The organism is Aeribacillus sp. SP014, assembly GCF_054055575.1.
Map to the genome: position 1 here is coordinate 1,954,784 of NZ_JBSRXI010000001.1, position 22,355 is coordinate 1,977,138.

At 40.6% G+C, this 22,355-nt stretch carries 16 protein-coding genes and 1 pseudogene; 11 read left to right on the forward strand and 6 right to left on the reverse strand.

What is annotated here, in order from left to right; translation table 11 throughout:
* Window positions 1-9 precede the first annotated feature (9 nt).
* From prpB to mmgD, 3 genes and pseudogenes are all read right to left on the reverse strand, one after another.
* On the reverse strand, window positions 10-915 hold the full coding sequence (gene prpB, locus ACVIJU_RS09580) for a methylisocitrate lyase (RefSeq protein ID WP_066246659.1): 906 nt from the start codon (window positions 913-915) through the stop codon (window positions 10-12).
* Between the two features lie 409 nt (window positions 916-1,324).
* Window positions 1,325-2,774, reverse strand: a pseudogene (locus ACVIJU_RS09585) (bifunctional 2-methylcitrate dehydratase/aconitate hydratase).
* 24 nt (window positions 2,775-2,798) lie between these two features.
* Window positions 2,799-3,908 carry a citrate synthase gene (gene mmgD, locus ACVIJU_RS09590; protein ID WP_063389557.1) on the reverse strand — a complete coding sequence of 370 codons (1,110 nt, stop codon included), beginning with the start codon at window positions 3,906-3,908 and terminating at the stop codon, window positions 2,799-2,801.
* 514 nt (window positions 3,909-4,422) lie between these two features.
* On the opposite strand from mmgD, the gene ppx reads away from it, so the two are divergent.
* The 3 genes from ppx to ACVIJU_RS09605 all read left to right on the forward strand — a co-directional run bounded on the left by ppx (window position 4,423) and on the right by ACVIJU_RS09605 (window position 9,227).
* Complete coding sequence (ppx, locus tag ACVIJU_RS09595) at window positions 4,423-5,955, forward strand: exopolyphosphatase (RefSeq protein ID WP_063389556.1); 1,533 nt, start codon at window positions 4,423-4,425, stop codon at window positions 5,953-5,955.
* A gap of 33 nt (window positions 5,956-5,988) precedes the next feature.
* Window positions 5,989-8,100 (forward strand): RNA degradosome polyphosphate kinase, encoded by a 2,112-nt coding sequence (locus ACVIJU_RS09600; RefSeq protein ID WP_066246664.1) that lies wholly within the window; start codon window positions 5,989-5,991, stop codon window positions 8,098-8,100.
* A 179-nt stretch (window positions 8,101-8,279) separates the two neighbouring features.
* Window positions 8,280-9,227 carry an aldo/keto reductase family protein gene (locus tag ACVIJU_RS09605; RefSeq protein WP_066246666.1) on the forward strand — a complete coding sequence of 316 codons (948 nt, stop codon included), beginning with the start codon at window positions 8,280-8,282 and terminating at the stop codon, window positions 9,225-9,227.
* 127 nt (window positions 9,228-9,354) lie between these two features.
* Here ACVIJU_RS09605 and ACVIJU_RS09610 read toward each other — a convergent pair whose 3' ends face one another.
* A complete protein-coding gene (locus ACVIJU_RS09610; protein ID WP_066246668.1) occupies window positions 9,355-10,887 on the reverse strand; it encodes an FAD-dependent oxidoreductase in 1,533 nt (510 codons plus the stop codon).
* Window positions 10,888-12,065: 1,178 nt separating this feature from the next.
* Between ACVIJU_RS09610 and ACVIJU_RS09615 the strand changes: the two genes are divergently transcribed.
* From ACVIJU_RS09615 to ACVIJU_RS09635, 5 genes are all read left to right on the forward strand, one after another.
* The gene (locus tag ACVIJU_RS09615) at window positions 12,066-13,817 is read left to right on the forward strand and encodes a sensor histidine kinase (RefSeq protein WP_094245720.1); all 1,752 of its coding nucleotides are present in this window, start codon (window positions 12,066-12,068) and stop codon (window positions 13,815-13,817) included.
* On the forward strand, window positions 13,814-14,545 hold the full coding sequence (locus tag ACVIJU_RS09620) for a LytR/AlgR family response regulator transcription factor (RefSeq protein WP_063389552.1): 732 nt from the start codon (window positions 13,814-13,816) through the stop codon (window positions 14,543-14,545). Before ACVIJU_RS09615 ends, ACVIJU_RS09620 begins: the two co-directional genes overlap by 4 nt.
* A 170-nt stretch (window positions 14,546-14,715) precedes the next feature.
* The gene (gene cstA / locus ACVIJU_RS09625; RefSeq protein WP_063389551.1) at window positions 14,716-16,509 is read left to right on the forward strand and encodes a carbon starvation protein CstA; all 1,794 of its coding nucleotides are present in this window, start codon (window positions 14,716-14,718) and stop codon (window positions 16,507-16,509) included.
* 11 nt (window positions 16,510-16,520) lie between these two features.
* Window positions 16,521-16,670: a hypothetical protein gene (locus tag ACVIJU_RS09630; protein ID WP_162877018.1), complete on the forward strand. Its 150-nt coding sequence runs from the start codon at window positions 16,521-16,523 to the stop codon at window positions 16,668-16,670.
* A 35-nt stretch (window positions 16,671-16,705) separates the two neighbouring features.
* The gene (locus tag ACVIJU_RS09635) at window positions 16,706-17,281 is read left to right on the forward strand and encodes a TetR/AcrR family transcriptional regulator (protein ID WP_063389550.1); all 576 of its coding nucleotides are present in this window, start codon (window positions 16,706-16,708) and stop codon (window positions 17,279-17,281) included.
* A gap of 129 nt (window positions 17,282-17,410) precedes the next feature.
* Here the strand turns inward: ACVIJU_RS09635 and ACVIJU_RS09640 are convergent, their stop codons facing one another.
* Window positions 17,411-18,625, reverse strand: coding sequence for a Gfo/Idh/MocA family protein (locus tag ACVIJU_RS09640; protein ID WP_066246674.1), 1,215 nt, complete (start codon window positions 18,623-18,625; stop codon window positions 17,411-17,413).
* 573 nt (window positions 18,626-19,198) lie between these two features.
* On the opposite strand from ACVIJU_RS09640, the gene ACVIJU_RS09645 reads away from it, so the two are divergent.
* The 3 genes from ACVIJU_RS09645 to ACVIJU_RS09655 are packed head-to-tail and all read left to right on the forward strand — an operon-like array spanning window position 19,199 to window position 21,597.
* Complete coding sequence (locus ACVIJU_RS09645) at window positions 19,199-19,954, forward strand: prolipoprotein diacylglyceryl transferase (RefSeq protein ID WP_063389548.1); 756 nt, start codon at window positions 19,199-19,201, stop codon at window positions 19,952-19,954.
* Window positions 19,944-21,356, forward strand: a complete 1,413-nt coding sequence (locus ACVIJU_RS09650; protein ID WP_063389547.1) for a radical SAM protein — start codon at window positions 19,944-19,946, stop codon at window positions 21,354-21,356. The genes ACVIJU_RS09645 and ACVIJU_RS09650 overlap by 11 nt, the downstream gene beginning before the upstream one ends.
* Window positions 21,349-21,597 carry a hypothetical protein gene (locus ACVIJU_RS09655; RefSeq protein WP_063389546.1) on the forward strand — a complete coding sequence of 83 codons (249 nt, stop codon included), beginning with the start codon at window positions 21,349-21,351 and terminating at the stop codon, window positions 21,595-21,597. Before ACVIJU_RS09650 ends, ACVIJU_RS09655 begins: the two co-directional genes overlap by 8 nt.
* Window positions 21,598-21,723: 126 nt before the next feature.
* Here ACVIJU_RS09655 and ACVIJU_RS09660 read toward each other — a convergent pair whose 3' ends face one another.
* Window positions 21,724-22,275, reverse strand: a complete 552-nt coding sequence (locus ACVIJU_RS09660; RefSeq protein ID WP_063389545.1) for a hypothetical protein — start codon at window positions 22,273-22,275, stop codon at window positions 21,724-21,726.
* Window positions 22,276-22,355 lie beyond the last annotated feature (80 nt).

Genomic DNA, 22,355 nt, shown 5'->3' on the forward strand with positions numbered 1-22,355 from the left:
CGTGGATGGTTAATCTTCAGGCAATACTGTTTTTGCAATCGTTTGGTCGAGCGCTTCGAAATCATCGTAATGAATCACTTCATAAAGTTCCTTGCGAGTTTGCATATTCTCGAGCTCGCTTTTTTGAGTTCCAGACGATTTAATGGTTTGGAATAGGCGTTCATACGCTTTAGCGGCGGCGCGAAGAGATGAAACAGGATAAATCACCATTGAATAGCCGAGTTCCGAAAATTCTTCTGCTGTATAGTAAGGAGTTTTTCCAAACTCTGTCATGTTTGCGAGAAGAGGAGCTGAAATTGCCCGGCTCACCTTTAAAAAGTCTTCTTTTGTTGAAAGAGCCTCAGGAAAAATAGCGTCTGCTCCCGCTTCAACATATCTTTTGGCGCGTTCAATGGCGCTTTCAATTCCTTCAACTGCATAGGCATCCGTTCTGGCAACAACGACAAGAGTCGGCGCTGCCTGTTTAATAGCTTTAATTTTTTGCATCATCTCTTCTACAGACACAAGCTTTTTGCCGTTTAAATGTCCGCATTTTTTCGGAAGATCTTGATCTTCGATTTGGACAGCAGCTACTCGTGCTTCTGCCATTTCTTTAGCTGTTCGGGCGGCATTCAAAACACCGCCGAAACCGGTATCAATGTCAACGAGAAGCGGCAGATCAGCCGCCCGCACGATTTCCCGCGCCCGGCGGGCAACCTCTTCTGACGAGACGATGCCCAAGTCAGGAAGCCCTTGGCTCGCGGTATAGGCGGCGCCTGACAAATAAAGCGCTTGAAATCCTGCTTTTCTCGCTATAAGTGCAGCCATTCCATCATGGGCTCCAGGAATTTGAAGGATTTCCGGTGCGTTCATTAACGTTCGAAACCGATCGGCCAACTCCTCTTGTGTCGATTCTTTTTCAACGATCCAAACCATGGAATCACCTTCTTTTCTGTCATTTCATCTTAGCTTTACAGAACCATTAATTACGTTTCTAGAGGCAAGCCGCGTTTTTCATTAAACGAGCGCTGCCCTCGCTGAGCTCGTCAAGTCTACTCGAGGGTGCCGCCCTGTATCCAAGCTTCGCTTACGGTCTGTTTTGTACCCTGATCTTTTGTCTGTTAACTTCCGTCATTTGGTACAAAATCGATTCTTTCGTTCTTTTTGCCTGCCCAAAAAATTTTCGCTTTACAGAACATTTTTCGGTGTGGCCGATTGCCACACCAGCTCGATATAGTTATCTCAAATGTTCTTACAAGGTTTATATGTTTTTTCTTGCCAAACAATGAAATTGCGCCAAAGTAACATGCATCTGATGCAAAACAACGTGTGATCTGCCCCGGATTTATATAACAAATAAGTTTACAAACTCATGTACAAACGTCTCTTCCAGCACGTTCTGGTCAAGCGAAACGTCTAAGATTTGCTTGAGCTGCTTGTTTGGGAACCGTGTTGCCAAATTGTTTTCATATTTTTGGATCAGCTTAGGCAGACCTTCTTGACGGCGGAATCTGTGGCCGATTGGATATTCCCGCACAACTTGGCGCGTTTCCGTTCCGTCTTTAAACCGTATTTGAACTGCGTTGGCAATTGACCGTTTGTCCGGATCGAGATAATCTTTGCTGAACTGTTTATTTTCCACAACTGTCATTTTTTCACGAAGCGCATCGATTCTAGGGTCTTGTGCGATTTCATCTTCGTAATGATCTGCTGTTAAATCGCCATAAATAAGACCGATGGCAGTAATATATTGAAGGCAATGATCACGATCAGCCGGGTTGAGAAGAGGTCCCGTTTTGTCGATGATGCGAATGGCTGATTCATGCGTCGTGATCGTGATTTCTTCGATCTCATCAAGGCGATCTTTTACTTCAGGATGAAGCTCAATGGCGCATTCAGCAGCTGTTTGCCCATGAAACTCTGCTGGATATGATATTTTAAATAAAATATTCTCGATTACGTATGATTCCAAAGGACGGGCGAGCTTCAGTTTCTGTCCTCGGAACAGCACGTCTTCAAATCCCCAGTTCGGAGCCGATAGGGCAGAAGGATATCCCATTTCACCTTTTATGGCCATAAATGCAAGACGTACAGCGCGGCTTGTTGCATCGCCAGCCGCCCACGACTTGCGAGAACCAGTATTTGGAGCATGTCGATATGTCCGAAGACTTGAATTGTCAATCCAGGCATTGGAAAGGGCGTTGATGATTTCATCTTTTCCCCCGCCAAGAAGCTTCGTAACGACAGCAGTTGAAGCAACCTTTACGAACAGCACGTGGTCAAGCCCGACTCTGTTCAGGCTGTTTTCAAGTGCCAGCACCCCTTGAATTTCGTGGGCTTTTATGATCGCTTCAAGAACTGTCCTCATATTGAGCGGCTTTTTCCCTTCTGCCACATTCGTTCGGCTTATGTAGTCGGCCGCAGCTAAAATTCCCCCCAAGTTATCAGAAGGGTGACCCCATTCCGCTGCAAGCCAAGTGTCATTATAATCGAGCCAGCGAATCATGCAGCCGATGTTAAATGCACCGTGCACGGGGTCTAATACATATGAAGTGCCAGGGACGCGGCACCCGTTTGGAACAACCGTCCCCGGAACGATCGGACCTAAAAGCTTTGTGCATTCAGGGTAGCGAAGAGCAAGTATGCCGCAGCCCAGCGTGTCTAACAACACATAGCGGGCGGTTTCAAACGCTTCTTTACTTTGAATTTCTTTATTTAGAACATAATCGGCAATTTCTTCAAGCAGTTTGTCTGTTTTGTCGATTTTCATTATTTTTTACTAGTACTTCTGCCATTTTTACAACCTCCTAAGCTATCCATTACTGTTGTACTTTCAAAGAGCGTTTTCCTGTATATTTCACGCGCGGACGGAACAAACGGTTGTTATTATGCTGTTCGATCACATGGGCGCACAGGCCTGCTGTTCGAGCGCTGAAGAAAATAGGAGTATATAAATCAATCGGAATGCCAAGCATGTAATAGACAGGAGCCGCATAATAATCGAGGTTCGGATACAATCCTTTTTCCTCTCTCATAATGGTTTCCCCGGCTTCGCATATTTCAAGCAATCGAAAATCGCCCCGTTGTTCGGACAGCTGCTGCAATGCTTTTTTCATAAGCAATGCTCTTGGATCCATTTTTTTCATATAGACGCGATGGCCAAATCCCATGATCCGCTCTTTATTTGCTAATTTTTGTTTAATCAATCGTTCAAAATTTTCCTTTGTACCTGCTTCTTCAATTAAATACATCACCGCTTCATTGGCTCCGCCATGCAGGTGTCCTTTCAAAGAGGAAACCGCACCGGCGAGAGCACCATACAAATCTGCATGTGTAGACGATATGACGCGAGCGGCAAATGTAGAGTTTGGCATTTCATGTTCGATATAAGCGATGAGCGAGCGGTCGAATATTTTCGTTTCAAGTTCAGTTGGTTTTTTTCCTGTAATCATATATAAAAAATTTGCACTGTAGGAGAGATTTTCATCTGGTGGAATGACTTCTTGTTGATTGAGTAGATGATAACTGCTGGCAAGAATGGATGGCATCTGTCCTAGAAGATTGATAGATTTCGTTTTATTGGCCTGTTCAGATCTGTCATCAATGAGCGGGTCAAATCCTGCTAAAATGGAAATGCCTGTTCTCAGGGCGTCCATTGGATGAGTTGTCTTCGGCAGTTTGGAAAATACGTCGTAAAGCACGTCTGGAAGCTCTCTTTTCGCTAGAAGCTCGTTTTCAAATCTAGCTCTTTCTTGTTCAGACGGAAGCTTGCCTTCAAGCAGCAAAAACGCAACCTCGACATATGATTTTGTTTCGGCAAGTTCAATTAAATCGTATCCTCGAATGACAATTTCTTCATTTTCTACATCGAGAAACGAAATCGTTGTCTCAGCTGCCACTACGTTTTCTAATCCTGGTCTAAACTCCATCAAATATACCTCCTTCAAAAGTTTTCGAAAACGCTTTACTATTGATGCAAACAGGGAAAAATGAATATCGGGATGATCGATCGCTTTCACAAATTTTGTTATTGGGCAATTGCTGAGACAATAACATTGTTCATTTCTTAAAGCCTATTCATTTCTCCCAAATCTCAAAGCGATCTTGCTATAATTGACCGCCTCTCCTTGTCGAAGCTTAAATGGTTAGGAAACCATTTTTTTACTTCTGGAACAAATATAGCACATTTTTCAAAAAAAGAAAATGAATCTTCGGAATTTTCGTTTTTGTAAAACGACAGCTTTCACAAAATTCATTTGAAGAACTGACTTTAAAAATGGAAGTCAGCTTCCAGCAATCGGCGGCTTTGCGGTTTTAATGTCTTTTGGATGTTGACTGCTTATTTATATCTATTCAAATCTTTTAAATAGACTGGAAAAATAGTACGATATAAGTAAAAAATAACATACTTTCTTCATTGGATTTCATAAAAGGATGGGAAAAATGACAGAGAAAAAAATCGGCATAATAGATTTAGGATCGAACTCCATTCGCCTCGTTATTTTTCATATTGATCAAAATGGACAATATAAAGAGCTTTACAATTTTAAGATCAATGCCCGTTTAGCTACGTATATTGACGCCGAAGGAAATTTGTCCAACGAGGGGATCGAGGTTGTCATCGATTCTTTAAAAAAATTTGTTCCAATCGTTCAATTTCATCAAGTGGCAGAAACGAAAGGGGTTGCAACGGCAGCTATTAGATCTGCCAAAAACCGGAAAATGGTCTTAGAGGCTATAAAAAGAGAGACGAATTTCGATTTTCGCGTCCTTTCCGGCCAAGAAGAAGCCTATTACGGCTACTTAGCTGTTATACATTCCGTATATTTAACTGAAGGCATAACCATTGATATAGGCGGAGCAAGCACGGAAGTTGCGTATTTTAAAAATCGGGAGCTCGTCCATTCATACAGTTTTCCGTTTGGGGCCCTCACATTAAAGAAAAGGTTTATTGCCAACAGCGAACCGAAAGAATCGGAAATGAAAGAGCTGACAGCGTTTTTGCGAAATGAATTTTCTTCGCAAAAATGGCTTAAAAACAAAAATGTTCCGGTAATCGGGATAGGCGGCAGCGCCAGAAATCTAATACGGCTTCATCAAAATAAAACCAATTACCCGTTATTTGGTATTCATCAATATGAAATGGAACCGAATGAAATTAAAAAAATAAATCAATGGCTGATCGGAATGACTGTCTCGGAGCGTCAAAAATTAGATGGACTGTCGAAGGAACGCGCGGATATCATCATTCCTGCAATTGAAGCAATTTATACGCTGACGGAAATCGTATCAGCTCCATTTTTTACAATGAGCAGCAAAGGCTTAAGGGAAGGGGTCTTTTTTGAGGAGGTGTTTTCCAACTTAAACGTCCGGTCTTTTTCTCAAGTAGCGGACGAAACATTTTCCAAGCTGGCCAGTGATTATAAAATCAACTTGAAGAATACATCATTTCTCCTTCGTCTTGCTTACGTATTTGTCAGTGAATGTGAGGCAAAGAAAATTATATCTTTTACTCAAGAGGAAAAAGAAATTTTGTTTAAAAGCACAAAGCTGGTTCAATTCGGGGAATTTATCGATCATCATTCAAGCAGTCAGCATACGTTTTATATTTTGACAAATCGATCGCTTGACGGAATCAGTCATAAAATGCGGTTGAAACTCGCATGCGTCGCTTCCTTTAAGTCCAAAAAAACTTTGATGAAATATATCTCTCCTTACAAATCATTATTAACGGAAGAAGAAATTTTATCGCTGGAGCGATTAGGCGCGATTTTGAAATTCCTTTATTCCCTCAACACGACACACCGTTCAATCATTTCCGAGCTGGAGGTGAACAAAAAGGAGGGGGAAAAGATGGAAATATCTTTAGCCTGCAACAGTGATTATACTTTTGAAGAGCAGGAAGCAAATAAGCAAAAAAAGCATATGGAACGCGCTTTTAACTGCCAAGTCGAATTATCATTTACACTCGTCTAATGGACATACGAAAGGTAAAAGGTGGGCGAAATTATGCAAGATAAGAAAGAACAATTGATTCCAGATATAAGCCGTCCAGAATTTTATAATAACCGGGAATTAAGCTGGCTTGCATTTAATGAGCGTGTCATGCAAGAGGCCATTGACTTTGAAAATCCTTTGCTTGAGCGGATGAAGTTTTTAGCTATATTCAGCTCGAACTTAGATGAGTTCTTCATGGTGAGGGTTGCTGGTTTAAAAGATCAAGAAAAAGCTGGTTTTAATTTACCGGAAAATAAAGCCGGCATGACGCCAAAGCAGCAGCTTAACGCCATTTCGGCGAAATGCCACACATTGGTCAAACGCCAATATGCAATATTTAATGAATATGTACAGGGGGAATTAAAAGAGGAAGGGATTGAATTTCTCAAGCTTAATGAATTAACTGGCGAACAATTCCGCTTTTTGGAACAAAAGTTTGATGAGCAAATTTTCCCGGTTTTGACGCCTCTTGCGATCGATGCGTACAGACCGTTTCCAATGCTTTTAAATAAATCGTTGAACTTGGCCGTATTGCTTCAATATAAGAAAAAAGAGCGGAAAAACCCTTTTTTTGCGATCGTTCAAGTTCCTGCTGTTTTGCCTCGATTCATTGAAGTGCCGAATCAAGATGGAAAGAGGCAGTTTGTATTTCTTGAGGATTTGATCAGCAGTTTTATTTACAAACTGTTTCTCGGTTACAACATCATTTCGGTCTCACCGTTTCGCATTACGAGGAATGCAGATTTGACCATTGATGAAGAAGGGGCGCGGGATTTGCTGGAAGTGATTGAGAAGGAGCTGAAAAAGCGGAAGTGGGGTGCGGCGGTCAGGCTTGAAATTCAAAAAGGAACGATAGATGAACGTGTTTTAAATTATTTAATGGATGTGCTGGAAATTCAAAAAATGGATGTTTATGAAGTGGACGGCCCGATCGATTTAACGTTTTTATTTCCATTTTATACCCATTTGCTGACCGATTTTGAGCACCTTGTTCATGATTCGTTCATTCCACCACCCCCGCTCGACTTGCCGAACGGAAATTTGTTCGAAGCTATATTAAAACGGGACTTATTATTACACCATCCGTACGAGTCCTTTCAGCCTGTTGTTGAATTTATTGAAAGTGCAGCGGATGACCCTCAAGTGTTGGCAATCAAGCAGACGCTGTATCGTGTAAGCGGAAATTCGCCGATTGTTCAAGCATTGGCAAAAGCGGCGGAAAACGGGAAGCAGGTGACGGTTTTAGTTGAATTAAAGGCAAGATTTGATGAAGAGAACAACATCCATTGGGCAAAAATGCTTGAACAGCACGGAGTTCACGTTATTTACGGCTTTCACCATTTAAAAACGCACAGCAAAATTACCCTTGTCGTCCGGCAGGAAGAAGGAACGGGTAAAATTCAACGCTTCGTTCATCTGAGCACGGGAAATTACAATGACGTCACGGCGAAACTGTATACGGATATCGGCTTTTTTACAAGCGAAGAAACATTTGGGATCGATGCAACCAACTTTTTTAATTATTTGAGCGGTTATGCGGAAAAACCGGATTGGAATCATTTTTCTGTATCGCCATATGATATGCGGGAGACCTTTATCAAACTCATCAATCAAGAAATCGAATGGCACCAGAAAAGCGGCAAAGGCCGGATTATTGCCAAAATGAATTCTTTAACAGATAAAACGATTATCATGAAGCTTTATGAAGCTTCGCAGGCTGGAGTCAAAATTGACTTGATCGTAAGGGGAATTTGCTGTTTGCGACCGCAAATAAAAGGCGTGAGCGAAAACATTCAAGTGCGAAGCATCGTCGGCCGCTTTTTGGAGCATAGCCGTATTTTTTACTTTCACCATTTTGGGGAGGAGAAAATTTTCTTATCCTCTGCTGACTGGATGACAAGAAACATGATTAAACGTGTTGAAATTCTTTTTCCGATTTATGATGTCCGTTTAAAAGAGCGTTTGAAAAACATCTTGGACATACAACTAAAGGACAACGTCAAAGCGCGTTTTCAGGATGCAAACGGCGATTATCATTATGTTGAACGGTCGGAAAACGAACCAGTCATTAACTCGCAAAAAATTTTTTATGAAGAAGTGGTTCGCTACCATGACGCTGACTGATCGGCAGCGCAAGTTTTATGAAAACTAGAGAATTTCTTCCGATGCGGAAATGATCATATCCGATTAAAATGATAGATTTTTGTCCCCTTCAAACAAATTGCTTTCAGATTCGAAATGTTTAGTATTATAATGAGTCTTGAATGAATTTTTTGCTATTTTTTGAAAAAGGGGATGAATAAATGAAATATCGCAAATTGGGAAGAACGGGGCTAAAGGTTAGCGAAATCAGCTTGGGAAGCTGGCTTACATACGGAAACTCCATCGAAAAAGAAACGGCCATTCGGACGATTGACAAAGCGTATGAGCTAGGCATCAATTCATTTGATACAGCGAACGTTTATGCAACTGGGGAAGCGGAAAAGGTTGTCGGTGAAGCATTGCGGAAATATCCGCGTGAATCATATGTTTTGGCAACGAAAGTATTTTGGCCGATGGGAGATGGCCCCAATGACAAAGGCTTATCGCGGAAGCATGTGTTTGAACAGCTCCATGCCAGTTTAAAACGCCTTCAATTAGATTACGTTGACATTTATTACTGCCACCGCTATGATCCGGAAACACCGGTCGATGAAACGCTGCGCACAATTGATGATCTTGTCCGGCAAGGAAAAGTGTTATATGTCGGCGTCAGTGAATGGACTGCTCAGCAAATACAAGAAGCTCTTGGCACAGCAGATCGATATTTGCTGGACCGCATCGTGGTCAACCAGCCGCAATATAATATGCTGAACCGTTATATTGAGAAGGAGATTATTCCAGTCTGCGAACATAACGGTATTAGCCAAATTGTTTTTTCGCCGCTTGCACAAGGTGTTCTGACGGGGAAATATAAGCGCAATGGAGACATCCCGGAAGGAAGCCGTGCGAGTGATCCAAAAGCAAATAAATATATCAATGATTTGCTGACAGATGAAAATTTATTGAAGGTAGAAAAATTAGGAAAAGTGGCGGATAAATTAGGAATTAAACTTTCCCAATTGGCGATTGCTTGGGTATTGCGGCAGCCGAATGTTGCCAGCGCTCTGATCGGATCCACCAAGCCGGAGCAAGTCGAAGAAAACGTCAAAGCAATTGATGTGGAATTAACGGAAGATGTGCTCGAGGAAATTGAGCAAATCCTGTCGTAGTTCTCCTTATGGCAGAATTTTGATTGAAGAACAGACGTTTCAATAAAAAAGGGGAGAAAGGATTGTTTTTGTTCAACAAGTCTTTCTCCCTTTTATTTTTCATTTTTTGGACTTGGAAGCGATGCAGTCACCCCTTTAATTTCTTAATTGATTTGAGTGCCGGACCTTCTACAACATCGCCGTCTATTGAAAATCTCGAACCATGGCATGGACAATCCCATGTTTTCTCGCCGCTGTTCCATTCTAATTCACAGCCTAAATGGGTGCAGGTAGTATCTACGATGTGGAGGCTGCCATTTTCATCTTTGTAGGCACCGGCTCTTTTTCCATTATAGGAAACGACTGCTCCTTCATCAGGGGCTAAATCTTCCGGCTTTCTTAGAGCAAACTCAAGCTTTCCTTCAATCAAATGCTTTGCAACATCCGTATTCGTTGAAATAAACTGCTTCACGCTTGGATCTGCTTGAAATCTTGCTGGGGTAAAAAGCTCGCGATATCGGTTTTCCTTCCCTTTAATTATATCGACAAGCAGTCGTGCGGCGGCTGTGCCGTTTGTCATTCCCCATTTTCGAAACCCTGTCGCAAACAGGATATTTGCTTTCTGTTCGTTTATATGTCCAATATAAGGAATTTTATCCAATGTTGTTAAGTCTTGAGTAGACCATCGGTAAGGAATTTTTTGTATGCCGAATGCTTGATCGCCAAAAGCTTGAAGGGACTCGTAATGCTGAATCATCGGGATTCCTTGTCCAGTTTTATGATTTTCACCTGCGATCAGCACAAGCTTTTCTCCATTGATCGTGACGGACCGAAGCGACCGAACCGGATTTTCGGCGCTGATGTACATGCCGCCGGGATACTCAATTTTTGTTTTGACAGCAATAATATACGATCTTTCTGCATACATTCTTGAAAAATAAAAGGCGGCATCATAGAAAGGAAAATGCGAACAAATGAATACATAGTTGCACAAAATGTGATAACCGTCTTTTGTCAAAATTTTCGGGTGTGGGCCGTGTTTTATATCGACAGCTGCTGTATTCTCATAGATGTCTATCCCTTTTTCCGACGCGTTTTCCACAAGCTTTTGCAAATATTTTAACGGATGAAATTGGGCTTGATTTTTCATCACAACTGCTGTTTTTGCCTGTACGGGAACAGGGATGTTTTCCACAAGCTCTCCTTGAATTCCAAGCTTTTCATATGCTTTATATTCGTTTTCGATTTTTTTTATGTATTGCTCTGAATTCGTATAAACATATGCATCCTCTTCTTTCCAATCGCATTCGATGTTGTGCTCCTGTATCGTTTGTTTGATAAACTCCATCGCATCGCTGGCTGCTTCATAATATAGCTTTGCATTACTTTCCCCAAAGTGCTGTATAAATTCATCATAAATCAGCCCGTGTTGTGCGGTGACTTTTGCGGTTGTATGCCCGGTCGTACCATTTAAAATACGATCCGATTCGATCAGCGCGGTTTTGATTCCTTCTTTCGCAAGCAGATAGGCGCTTGTGATGCCTGTGATCCCGCCGCCTACAATCGCTACATCAACAAAAATATCTTTGTCAAGCTTGTTGAAGGAGGGCAGCTGAACAGAATCTGGCCAAAACGGTTTTGAAAGCTTAGGAAGTTCATTTTTACTAACGGCTTCTTTCATAAAAAAGTTCCTCCTATTAGATCTGATGATGCTTTTATCTTTGCCTAATATTTGGGTTGTTATGTGCATCTGATAATTTTGAGCGACCTTTTTATTTCAATTAAGATATGCTACGTTTCAAAGAAATAAGTTTTTTGCTGATCCCAATCATTCCTTGCTTCTACTTAGGGTTGCTGTAGGAAAATGCAGATTGAGAACACTAAGTAAATTCCGAAATAAAAAGCCTAATTCTCTCATTTTAAATGATGAGAAATTAGGCTTTTTCCTTAATTAGACAATATAAATTATAATGGACAAACATTAAAGCATAAGTTTTTTACGACGAGCACTCGAATAGTTATTATATGACTACAACCGAAATAACTAAAATTACACATTTTTATTATCATTGTATTCTTTAAGTAATTTTTCACATAAATCCTTGCAAATTCCTTGAGAATGGTATCTACTCAATAATTCACTTAGGTTTATGAATATTTTATTTTCATTTAATACATTTTTAAAATCTTGATAAGTGCCCTTTCTATTAATTTTCACCTTTCTTTCAGGGAAAAGGCTATTTATTTTATTATTGACTTTGTTATTGATTCTTCACTCTCAGCCACTGGGTTTTATAATGTTGAAGCAAAAGTCAAAATTGTTTCGATAAAATGTATATCATCTTCATGTAAACCATTTTTTCATCCATTCACTTACAGCTAAAATCCCCACAAGTATCTCTCCTAAAAGAATAAGGCATCTGCCATACGAATAGCCCAGCTTACAGCTATTGCAATGTTCTCAGCGGTAGTTTTACTCATTCTAGTATTCTTTTTTAAGTAAACTGGAAGTCTTGTTCTAACCATAGCAGCTGCATCTGAACCAGCATTTTCAAATTGCGTTAACCAATTTCCGATTTTTTACTATTATTTTTAAACGTTCTGGCAGTAGCTGCGTCTATTATGTTAAAATGTCTTGCCGCATCAAATACCGCATCTCCACCCGCTCTAAGTTTCACTATAACACCCATATTATAATGAGTACTGCCTAAAAATCCATTTTGAGAAGCTTAAAATGTAATAGTAATGATAACCATTGTGAACATTAAACTTTATTCAGCACCCTTTAATAGGTACAATGAATATTGACACCGCGAGCGAACAAAAGCTGGAATATCGCTGTAAAGGAGTGTGTCTGTCTTGTTTGATTTAATGCCTTTAATGCTGGAGCGAGTGGGAATTTTAGTCATTTTAGCTTTTTTGTTATCAAGGATGAAGGCATTTCGGCGAATGATTCATCATGAGCATGGATTAAGCGAAAAGCTAATGCTGATTGCCGTATTTGGATCTTTTGGCATTATTAGTAATTATACTGGTGTCGAAATTGCTCAAGGCAATATCAGCTCACAAACATGGCAAATAGAAGTGGATGGAGATGCCGCAATTGCCAATACAAGAATTATGGGAGTAGTGATTGGGGGATTGCTTGGCGGTCCATTCGTCGGCATCGGCACTGGTCTAGTAGCAGGACTGCATCGGATGACATTAGGAGGATTTACCGCGTTTGCTTGCGGAGCATCTACTATTTTGGCTGGATTCGTGACCGGTTTCCTTTGGAAGCGTTTTAGAATAAAAGACAATTTTTCACCTTGGAAAGCTGTTTTGACCGGAATTTTTATGGAATGTACTCAAATGGGACTTATTCTCTTACTTGCCCGCCCGTTTGAATCCGCAGTTAAGCTTGTAGAATTAATCGCTCTTCCGATGATTACGATTAACGGATTTGGGACTCTTATTTTTATTTTAATTATTCATTCGATTCTAGTGGAGGAAGAGCGGACGAAGGCTCTTCAAACACATAAATCTTTTTACATCGCGCAGCAGACCTTGCCATTTTTCCGAAAAGGCTTAAATGAGCATTCGTGTAAAAAAGTGGCGGAAATTATTTTAAAATGGACGAAAGCAGATGCCATTTCCATTACCAATCGGGAAATTGTCCTCGCTCATATCGGTGCCGGTTCTGATCATCATAAGCAGGGGCAAACTTTAGTAACAAAGCTGACAAAAAAGGTTTTAGAGCAGGGTAAAATCATTAAAGCAAAATCGAAGGAGGAAATCCAATGCCCAAATTCTGATTGTCCGCTTCAGTCAGCGATTGTTATGCCGCTTCAAGTACACAACCAAACGGTTGGCACGTTAAAGCTTTATTTTTTAGACCCGAGTCTTATGGATAAAGTGGAGCAAGAGCTGGCGGAAGGACTTAGCAAGCTGTTTTCTACCCAATTGGAGCTTGCTGATGCAGAACTGCAGAGAAAACTGCTGAAAGATGCAGAAATTAAAGCTTTGCAGGCGCAAATTAATCCGCATTTCCTGTTCAATTCGTTAAACACGATTTCCAGCTTGATCAGAACTGATGCGGATAAAGCTAGAAAGCTTCTTTTAAAATTAAGCGTGTTCTTCCGAAGTAATTTACAGGGAGCTAGACAATTTGTCATTCCGCTTGAAAAAGAGCTTGAGCATGTTGAAGCGTACTTATCTATTGAACAGACAAGATTCCCTGATAAATATCATGTAAGTTTTGATATTGACCAAAGCTTAAAGAAAGTAATGGTTCCGCCGTTTACGCTTCAGCCTCTCGTCGAAAACGCCATCAAGCACGCTTTTGCCAATAAGGAGCATGGGAAAGTGTCCATTCGGGCGTATGCAGAAAATGATCAAATGATCTTAATCACCGAAGATAATGGCAGCGGCATTCCTGATCATTTATTGCGCCAATTGGGAAATCAGACCGTTCAATCGAATGATGGAACAGGAACAGCTCTTTGGAATATAAAAAAACGAATAGAAGAAATTTATGGTTCCGCCGGAGCCTTCCATATTAAAAGTGATGAAAATGGAACGAAAGTGACGATTAAGTTTCCATTAGAAATGAAAGGAGAAGTAGCCGTATGATCAAGGCTTTTATCGTGGAGGATGAACCGTTGGCAAGAGACGAACTTATTTACTTGCTTAAAAGGAGCAAGCAGGTAGAGATTGTTGGGGAAGCGGAACAAATGGATGAAGCGATTGAAAAAATCCGCCAGACCGACATGGATGTGATCTTTCTCGATATACAGCTGTCATCTCATGAACAAGGGATTAGACTTGCTGAAAAGCTAATGGAGATTGATCATAGACCTGAGATTGTTTTTGCAACCGCTTATGATGAGTACGCTTTAAAAGCATTTGAGCTGAATGCGGTTGATTACATTTTGAAGCCGTTTGATGAGGAAAGGATATTTCATACAATTGAAAAAATTTCAAAGCGGCTGGAAGCCCGCCAAGAAAAAAGACCGCAATATTTTCAAATGCAGGATGAAAAGATTCCTGTGTCATTAGACGACCGCATTCTGCTTATTAACGTGAAAGATATTCTTTATATTGAGTTTAATGACGGAAAAACCATTATCACTTGCCGCGATCAAAAATATGAAGTTAAAGAATCGCTTGTCACTTTTGAAAGAAAGCTGCAGCAAACGCACATCATGCGTGTTCATAGAGCTTATTTAGTCAACTTAAATGAAATAGTTGAAATTCAGCCGTGGTTCAACTCCACGTATCATGTAATCATGAAAAATGGCGAATCGATCCCGGTCAGCAGAACTTATACGAAGGAACTGAAAAAGCGATTGGGCATTTAAAAAAAGCTGAAAGCTTTAAGCAATATTTGTGACAAAATTGTTGCAATTCAATTTAAGAAATTGACGATTTATCCCCGGATTCTTGCATTTTGTTTTGAAAACCGATCATGAAGATGTTTATTTAATACAATGAATGTAAAAAGCAAGAACAAAGGGGAGGTTACAAAAAAATGAATGCGATTACAATCGTGATTGCCTCAATGTGTATTTTAATGATCGCCTACCGTCTTTACGGAACATTTATGGCTGTAAAAGTGTTGAAGCTGGATGATTCAAAACCGACACCAGCTCACGAATTAAATGATGGAAAGGATTATGTTCCAACGAATAAATGGGTAAGCTTCGGGCATCACTTTGCCGCTATTGCTGCAGCAGGACCGCTCGTCGGACCGATCCTGGCCGCACAATTTGGATATTTGCCCAGTCTACTGTGGCTTTTGATTGGTGCCGTAATTGGGGGAGCCGTCCATGATGCAGTCGTTTTATTTGCTTCCATGCGGCAAAAAGGGAAATCATTATCGGAAGTAGCAAAAGAAGAATTAGGTCCGGTAGCCGGCTTTTGCACAGGACTTGCCATGCTGTTTATTATTACCATAACAATGGCTGGTCTTTCCATGGTTGTTCTTCATGCATTGGAAAAAAACCCTTGGGGCACGTTTGCAGTCGGAATCACCATTCCTATTGCAATGGGAGTCGGAATTTTCTATAAGAAAACAGGCAATTTAAAATTAGCTTCAACAGTTGGCTTTATTTTATTAATGATAGGTGTTTTCGCAGGACCTTCCATACAAGAAACAGCTCTTGGGGATTGGTTGACATTCGATACTAAAACTTTGGCGCTTATTTTACCAATCTATGCATTTTTTGCTGCGGCTTTGCCGGTTTGGCTGCTGCTTGCTCCTCGTGATTATTTGAGCAGCTTTATGAAAATCGGTGTGTTCATTGCGCTGATCATTGGTGTTTTTATCATTAATCCTTCTATTGAAATGCCGGCCTTTACAGAATTTATCCACGGCGGAGGGCCGATTTTAGCTGGACCTGTTTGGCCGTTTATATCGATTACAATTGCATGCGGTGCGATTTCAGGATTTCACGCTTTTGTCGGATCGGGTACAACGCCGAAAATGCTTAATAAGTGGAGCGATATAAAAGTTGTCGGCTTTGGAGCCATGTTGGTGGAATGTTTGGTCGGCATCATGGCGCTGATCGCTGCAACAGCTCTTCATCCGGCAGATTATTTTGCGATCAATTCCGCACCGGAAGTATTCCGGACACTTGGAATGGATGTTATTAATTTACCAGCTTTAAGCCAGGAAATAGGTTTAAATTTGGAAGGAAGAACAGGTGGAGCGGTTACACTTGCAGTTGGAATGACTTATATTTTTACTGCGATTCCATGGTTTGAGAATTTGGCTTCGTATTTTTTCCAATTTGTTATAATGTTTGAGGCTGTTTTCATTTTAACTGCGATTGATGCAGGAACACGTGTAGCACGTTATTTAATTCAAGATTTCTTCGGTGAAGTGTATAAACCATTGAAAAAGGTAGACTCCGTTCCGGCTTCCGTATTTGCAAGCGCTTTAGCCTGTTTTATGTGGGGGTACCTGCTTTACTCAGGAGATATTGGATCGGTTTGGGCATTGTTTGGCGTATCGAACCAGCTGATGGCGTCCATCGGACTGATTGTCGGTGCGACAGTCATTTTAAAAATTGCCGATAAACGAAGATATATGCTTACTTGCCTCATTCCGTTAGCTTATTTATTTGCTACAGTAAACTATGCAGGCTACTGGATGACCGTAAATGTTTATTTGAATCCGGAAGCTGCAGGCTACAACGTATTAAACGGAATTTTATCCATCATTATGCTCGTTCTTGGTATTGTCATCTTGGCAACGGCATTGAAAAAATGGATTGAAATATGGAATGATCCGGGCTTTCAAATGGAGGCTAAATCAGCCTGACACAAGGGTAATTGGGCGGCTCATTTGTTGATGCCGCTCTTTATTTGTTTAAGCATCACAACAGCGGTGGCGACAGAGGAGGAGAAATGATCAAACGATGGCAAAAAAACTTAATGGAAGTAATGGATCGTAAAAGCAATATCATGTACAATAACAACTAACTAATTAGTTAGTTGTATAAAAAAGGGTGATTTTTATGGCGAGAAATAAAGGAGAAGAGAGCAAAAAGAAAATATTTCAAGCTGCTGCGGAGCTGTTCGCTCATAAAGGTTTTCATGCTACAAAGATCAGCGATATTGTGGCAAAAGCAGGGCTCACGCAGGCAGCTTTTTATCTTTATTTCAACAGCAAGGAAGAAATTTTCGAACAAATGCTTGAAGATTTTGAAAAGCAGTTAATTCATTTTAGTGATGCAGGAAAAAAAGTGGCTGATATACAACCGGAGCATGTGAAAGACCATGTCCGTGAGACAATCGCTGACATTCTGAAGTTTCTCGGAAAAAATCCTCACTTAACGAAAGTTGCACTCAGGGAGAACAAAGATGATCGTTTACGAAGCATCATTGTTGAAAAAATAGCAGCAAATATGAGCAACAATCAAAGACTTGGAATTGTTAAAACGGAAATTGACACTCAATTTGCCGGTGAAGCATTTCTCTCAGTGATCGAGCACATTATTGAACGATATGTAATGACAGGAGAAAAAACAGAAAATGAACTTGCGGACCAAGTGTCCCTTTTGTTCTTAGAGGGGATTTTGAATAAAAATTAAAAGGGGAACATGAAAGGTGCTGGAATGACGTTAACATCATTTCGCATTAGTGTATATGTGAAATAAAAAAACGAGATTAGATCAGTCGTTTTCCATTGGATAAAATGCTATTTAAAGCCGCTAACCAATTTATTCGGTTAGCGGCTGCTCCGTTTTATTAAACGTTACACGATTTGCCAGTTCTAAGTCTTTCACGGCGTCTTCAGCTGTAACAAATCCTTCCCATCCTTCTTCTTCAATGATTCGGCAAAAATCAAGGAAACGGTCTTGGACCATTGCCTCATACCACAATTGCCGCTGCTCCAATTTGATTGTCCGTTCGTATGAAATGCTGGATAGTGCTTCAAGCGGGAACGATTTATTTTTGAAACAATGAAAGGCTGAAGAGCGTACTTTTTCAACAGCGTTTTCTACCGGTTTTTTCGGTATGCTGTCTAGTATTTGATCGATCAGCTCGCCCTGTTCTTTTGAGATTTTGCCCTCTAAAAATAATTTTTGGGGAATCCATCCTTCAAGTACAATCCGTCCATGAGTGCAATGAATTTCCCATTTTGTCGATTCCGGTGCGTCAGGATCCATCGTAAAGCCGTGGTAATATTGAACAGGAACTAAAGAATATATGTTGTTTTCCGAACTTTTTTCGTCTTGTTGATAAACTGGTTTATGAAGAACGCTTGCCCAAACACGCTGTTTTTCACCGTTTTCCTCCGTCAGAGCAAAACCGTTCGCATCGACCGCTTCTCCGAGTATGTGGCGACCGACCTCAAAAAAATGAACTCCATGTTCAATAAAAATGCCTCCGCTTAGTTGATCATTCCAAAACCAATGGCCATTGGCGACGTGATGAGCCGAGTTGGTGAGACTTGCATGATGCACGAATCCAAGCAGCCGATGGCGGACGATCCATTCAACAGCTTCTACTAGCGGATTGTAACGCAATACAAGGTTCACGGCGAATGCACGCTTTTGTTTTTTTGCATAGTTCGCATTTTCCAAAAGTTCCTTGGCATAAAGGGCACCAGGTTTTTCTAACAAGACATGCTTTCCGTGTGTTAAAGCCAGTCGGCTAAGTGAGGAGTGAAGATGGGGCGGTGTTGCTAAAATGACAATATCGATTTCAGGATCGGCTATAAGGTCGGCTGCCTCATAATATTCTTTTGGCGTTATCGCATTATGTCTCTGTTTTTGAAAAGCAGCCATCACGCTCTCCCGTTTTGTATCCGTCCTTCCTGCGACAGCTGTCAATTGAAATTCAGGCAGCCGTGCAAGCGCACCGGACAAAAAAGTGGCAAAAGCGCCCGCACCTGCGATCCCCACTCGGTAAGTCTTCATCTTGCCAGACATGGTGTTTTCCCCCTTTACGTTATGGAATTTGACAACTTCATTATAAACGAAAATATAGTCTCGTAAATTTTGAATTGCACAATTAGTAGGATGTATATTTTTCAAAACCGATTCTGTCAAGTGTAAAAAAAGTTTGAAAGATTTGCGTGAATGAGAGCAAGGAAATGACAGGATGATCGTTGAATCAAATCTAGGAAACCTGCTCAAACAACGATTCCTAACAAATAACTTTTAATTATTTATTTGTATGCAAAAGCGATTGCCATCATGATTCAAAGGAAATTCGGGAGTTGCTTCCGGAAAAATCCAATCTTCCTTGATTATAAACATTAGAAAATATAGCTTTCTGCAAATGGACTGATGCAAACAGTTTGGAATCACTTATTGATGCTAAGCTTATTGAACAAAAATCAGCTTTCGAAAATATTTGCCGGCGCTTCCATTAGTTTAGTTGAGACGGGGAAAAAATATAACTGCTGCAACGAAATTTTTTTGTAATGTTTAAAATATTAAAACAATAAATTCATATTTTTTGATATGATGAAAGTAAGGTTTTGCAAAAAGAGGTGTAAAATGGATTTTCCTGTTTATATACATTTGGGTCCTGTTTCGATTCATCCGCATTTATTTTTTGAGACTTTGGCTTATTTTGTCGGTTTCAGAGTTTACTTGCATACGAGAAATAAAGAAAGAATTCCGCTTGATAAGGCGATGTGGGTCGTGATCGGTGCGATAGCCGGGGCTGCGTTAGGATCAAAGCTCCTGTATTGGCTTGAAAATCCTGTTGAAACGCTGAAAAATGTGACGAATCTCAACTATTTAATGGCCGGGAAAACGATCGTCGGTGGATTGCTGGGAGGATTGATCGGAGTTGAAACCGCAAAAAAGCTAATCGGCTGGAAGCGCTCGACAGGCGATGATTTTGTCTTACCGCTTATTATTGGCATGAGCATTGGCAGGATAGGCTGTTTTTTCACCGGCCTCTCAGACCATACGCACGGCACCCCAACGACTTGGGTGACGGGTGTTGATTTTGGAGACGGCGTACCGAGACATCCAACTCAAATATATGAAATTGTCTATTTATGGCTGATCGGTTTTTTCGTTCTATACATAAGAAAAAAGAAAACATCTCCGTGGGAAGGGTTTCTGTTCCAGTTTTTTATGGTTTCCTATTTGCTGTTTCGCTTTTTTATTGATTTTATCAAGCCGACACCTCACCCGTATTTTGGGTTAAACAACATTCAGTTAGCAGCTTTCGTCGGATTGATGTACTATTTGTTCCTTATAAGGAAAAAGAGAAGGGAGAAATTTCAGTATGCCAAATAGACCATACATTTTCTATGAATTAACGAACAGCATTTGTTCGAAATGTTTGCGGAAAACGGAAGCAAAAGTCATATTTGAGAATGATCAAGTTTTTTTAGTAAAACATTGCCGTCATCATGGAAGAGAAAAAGTATTGATCTCAACCGATATCGAATATTACAAAAAATGCCGTGAATTTTTGAAGCGTGCAGAAATGCCGTATCGCTGGAATACCTCCATTCAATACGGGTGCCCGTATGATTGCGGCTTATGTCCGGATCACGAGCAGCACAGCTGCTTGGCATTGGTGGAAGTTACGGATCAGTGCAATTTGCAATGCCCGATCTGTTATGCGGAGTCTTCCCCGAAAAAACAGAAATGGCGCCCACTAGAGGAAATTGAGAAGATGTTTGATGCGATTGTGAAAAATGAGCGGGAACCAGATATCGTTCAAATCAGCGGCGGTGAACCAACGATCCATCCACAGTTTTTCGAGATATTAGAAATGGCGAAATCGAAGCCAATTAAGCATATAATGGTGAATACAAACGGAATTAAAATTGCCCAGGACAAAAAATTTGCTGAAAAGCTGGCTCGCTACATGCCCGGATTTGAAATTTATTTGCAGTTTGACAGTTTTGAAAAAGAGGCGTTAATCGATCTGCGCGGAGTGGATTTGCGAGCAGTCCGAGAGAAGGCAATAGAACATTTAAATGAATACAACATTTCCACAACATTAGTTGTCACGTTAAAAAAGGGTGTAAACGATCAGGAGGTCGGAAAAATCATTAAATACGGTCTTTCGCAGCAGGCAGTCAGGGGAGTCACCTTTCAGCCGGTGCAAATTGCCGGAAGAACAAAAAATTTTAACCCTGCAACTGACCGATTAACGTTGAGCGAAGTTCGCAGCATGATTATCGAGCAATCGGAGGTTTTTCAAGCAGACGATATTATTCCCGTCCCTTGCCATCCTGACTGTTTGGCAATGGGGTATGCGCTGAAGTTAAACGGGGAAGTAAAGCCTCTGACGGGTATGATCGATCCGCATATTCTCCTTGAAGGAGATCAAAATACGATCGTATTTGAACAGGATGAACAATTGAAACATAAAGTTTTTGAGCTATTCAGTTTAAATCATTCTCCCGGCTCTTCCGCGATGTCACTAAAAGATTTATTATGCTGTCTGCCGAAAGTAGCGATACCGGAAAATATCAGCTATAACAATGTGTTTCGTGTAATTATTATGCAATTTTTAGATGCTTATAACTTTGATGTTCGTTCAGTTAAAAAATCCTGTGTTCATATTGTACATCACGACGGCCGCATCATTCCGTTTGACACGTATAACTTGTTTTATAGGGACAGCCTTGAAAACCGGCTGAAAGAAATTCAAACAGAAATGGCGATGACTGCGCATGAATGAGCATACAAAAGACATTTGGAAAGGCATCGGTATTGTGCTTCTTTTACATGGGCTATTGTTGATTTTTCCGATTACGATCTTTTTTATCGGTTTTGTTCAGGTGATTTATATCATTCCAGCAGTGGTGATCGCCTTAATGAAAAGAAAAACAGCGATTGCTCAAGGAATACTGATCGCAGCTGGGATTACGTTTTTAGTGAATACTGCATGTTTCGGAGTGTTTATGATGGGATGGTACTAACGTAAAGAGTTTACAAACATGGCATAAAAAGCTGTAAATAAAACTTGTAGAGAAAAATATTGTCCTTCTCTACAAGCTCTGTAGCGCTAATCTAGGGGAAAATGGTCAAATTATAGGATTGCATTTTTAACTTTCATAATGCCCTTTCGCCTCTTTTTTCGGCCATATTGTATAGCTGAAGCTCCATAAAAAATCGATAAACAGGATGAACGTCCATTTTGCCGAAAATGATAAAAGTGCTTCTGTTTTCTGGAAATCGTTGACGAAAAGAACCATGAACAGGAGAAGTGCATTCCCAATAATCCATGCTAGAAGGTGGCGGTACCAGCCTTTCCGTTCATAAGCAGCATGCTGTTTTCCGAATTGAGGCCGTTTATTTGGCCGCTTTCCTCCAGCAAATCGGTAAGCAAACTGTTCATCCGCCCACTGAATCATCCGTTTGCCAAATGCAACCGAAACCCCAATATATACAGCAGACAATCCGTGTACAAAATGAGCTGTTGCGCCGTCTTTCAAATCGAAAACCGTTGCGATGATTAAAACAAGATCGATAATAGGCGTACACAATAGAAGGAGCGACCCGATTTTTTTCCAGCCTAGAATATATCTGGCGAATAATCCGGCGCCGACAAATATCCAAAACAAAATTTCGCATATGACAATGAGCCAACCGATCATGATTCCACTCCTTTTTAAAACACACGTATTAAATAAAAATTTAACACAAGTGTATTAAAAAAACAACCATGATATAATAA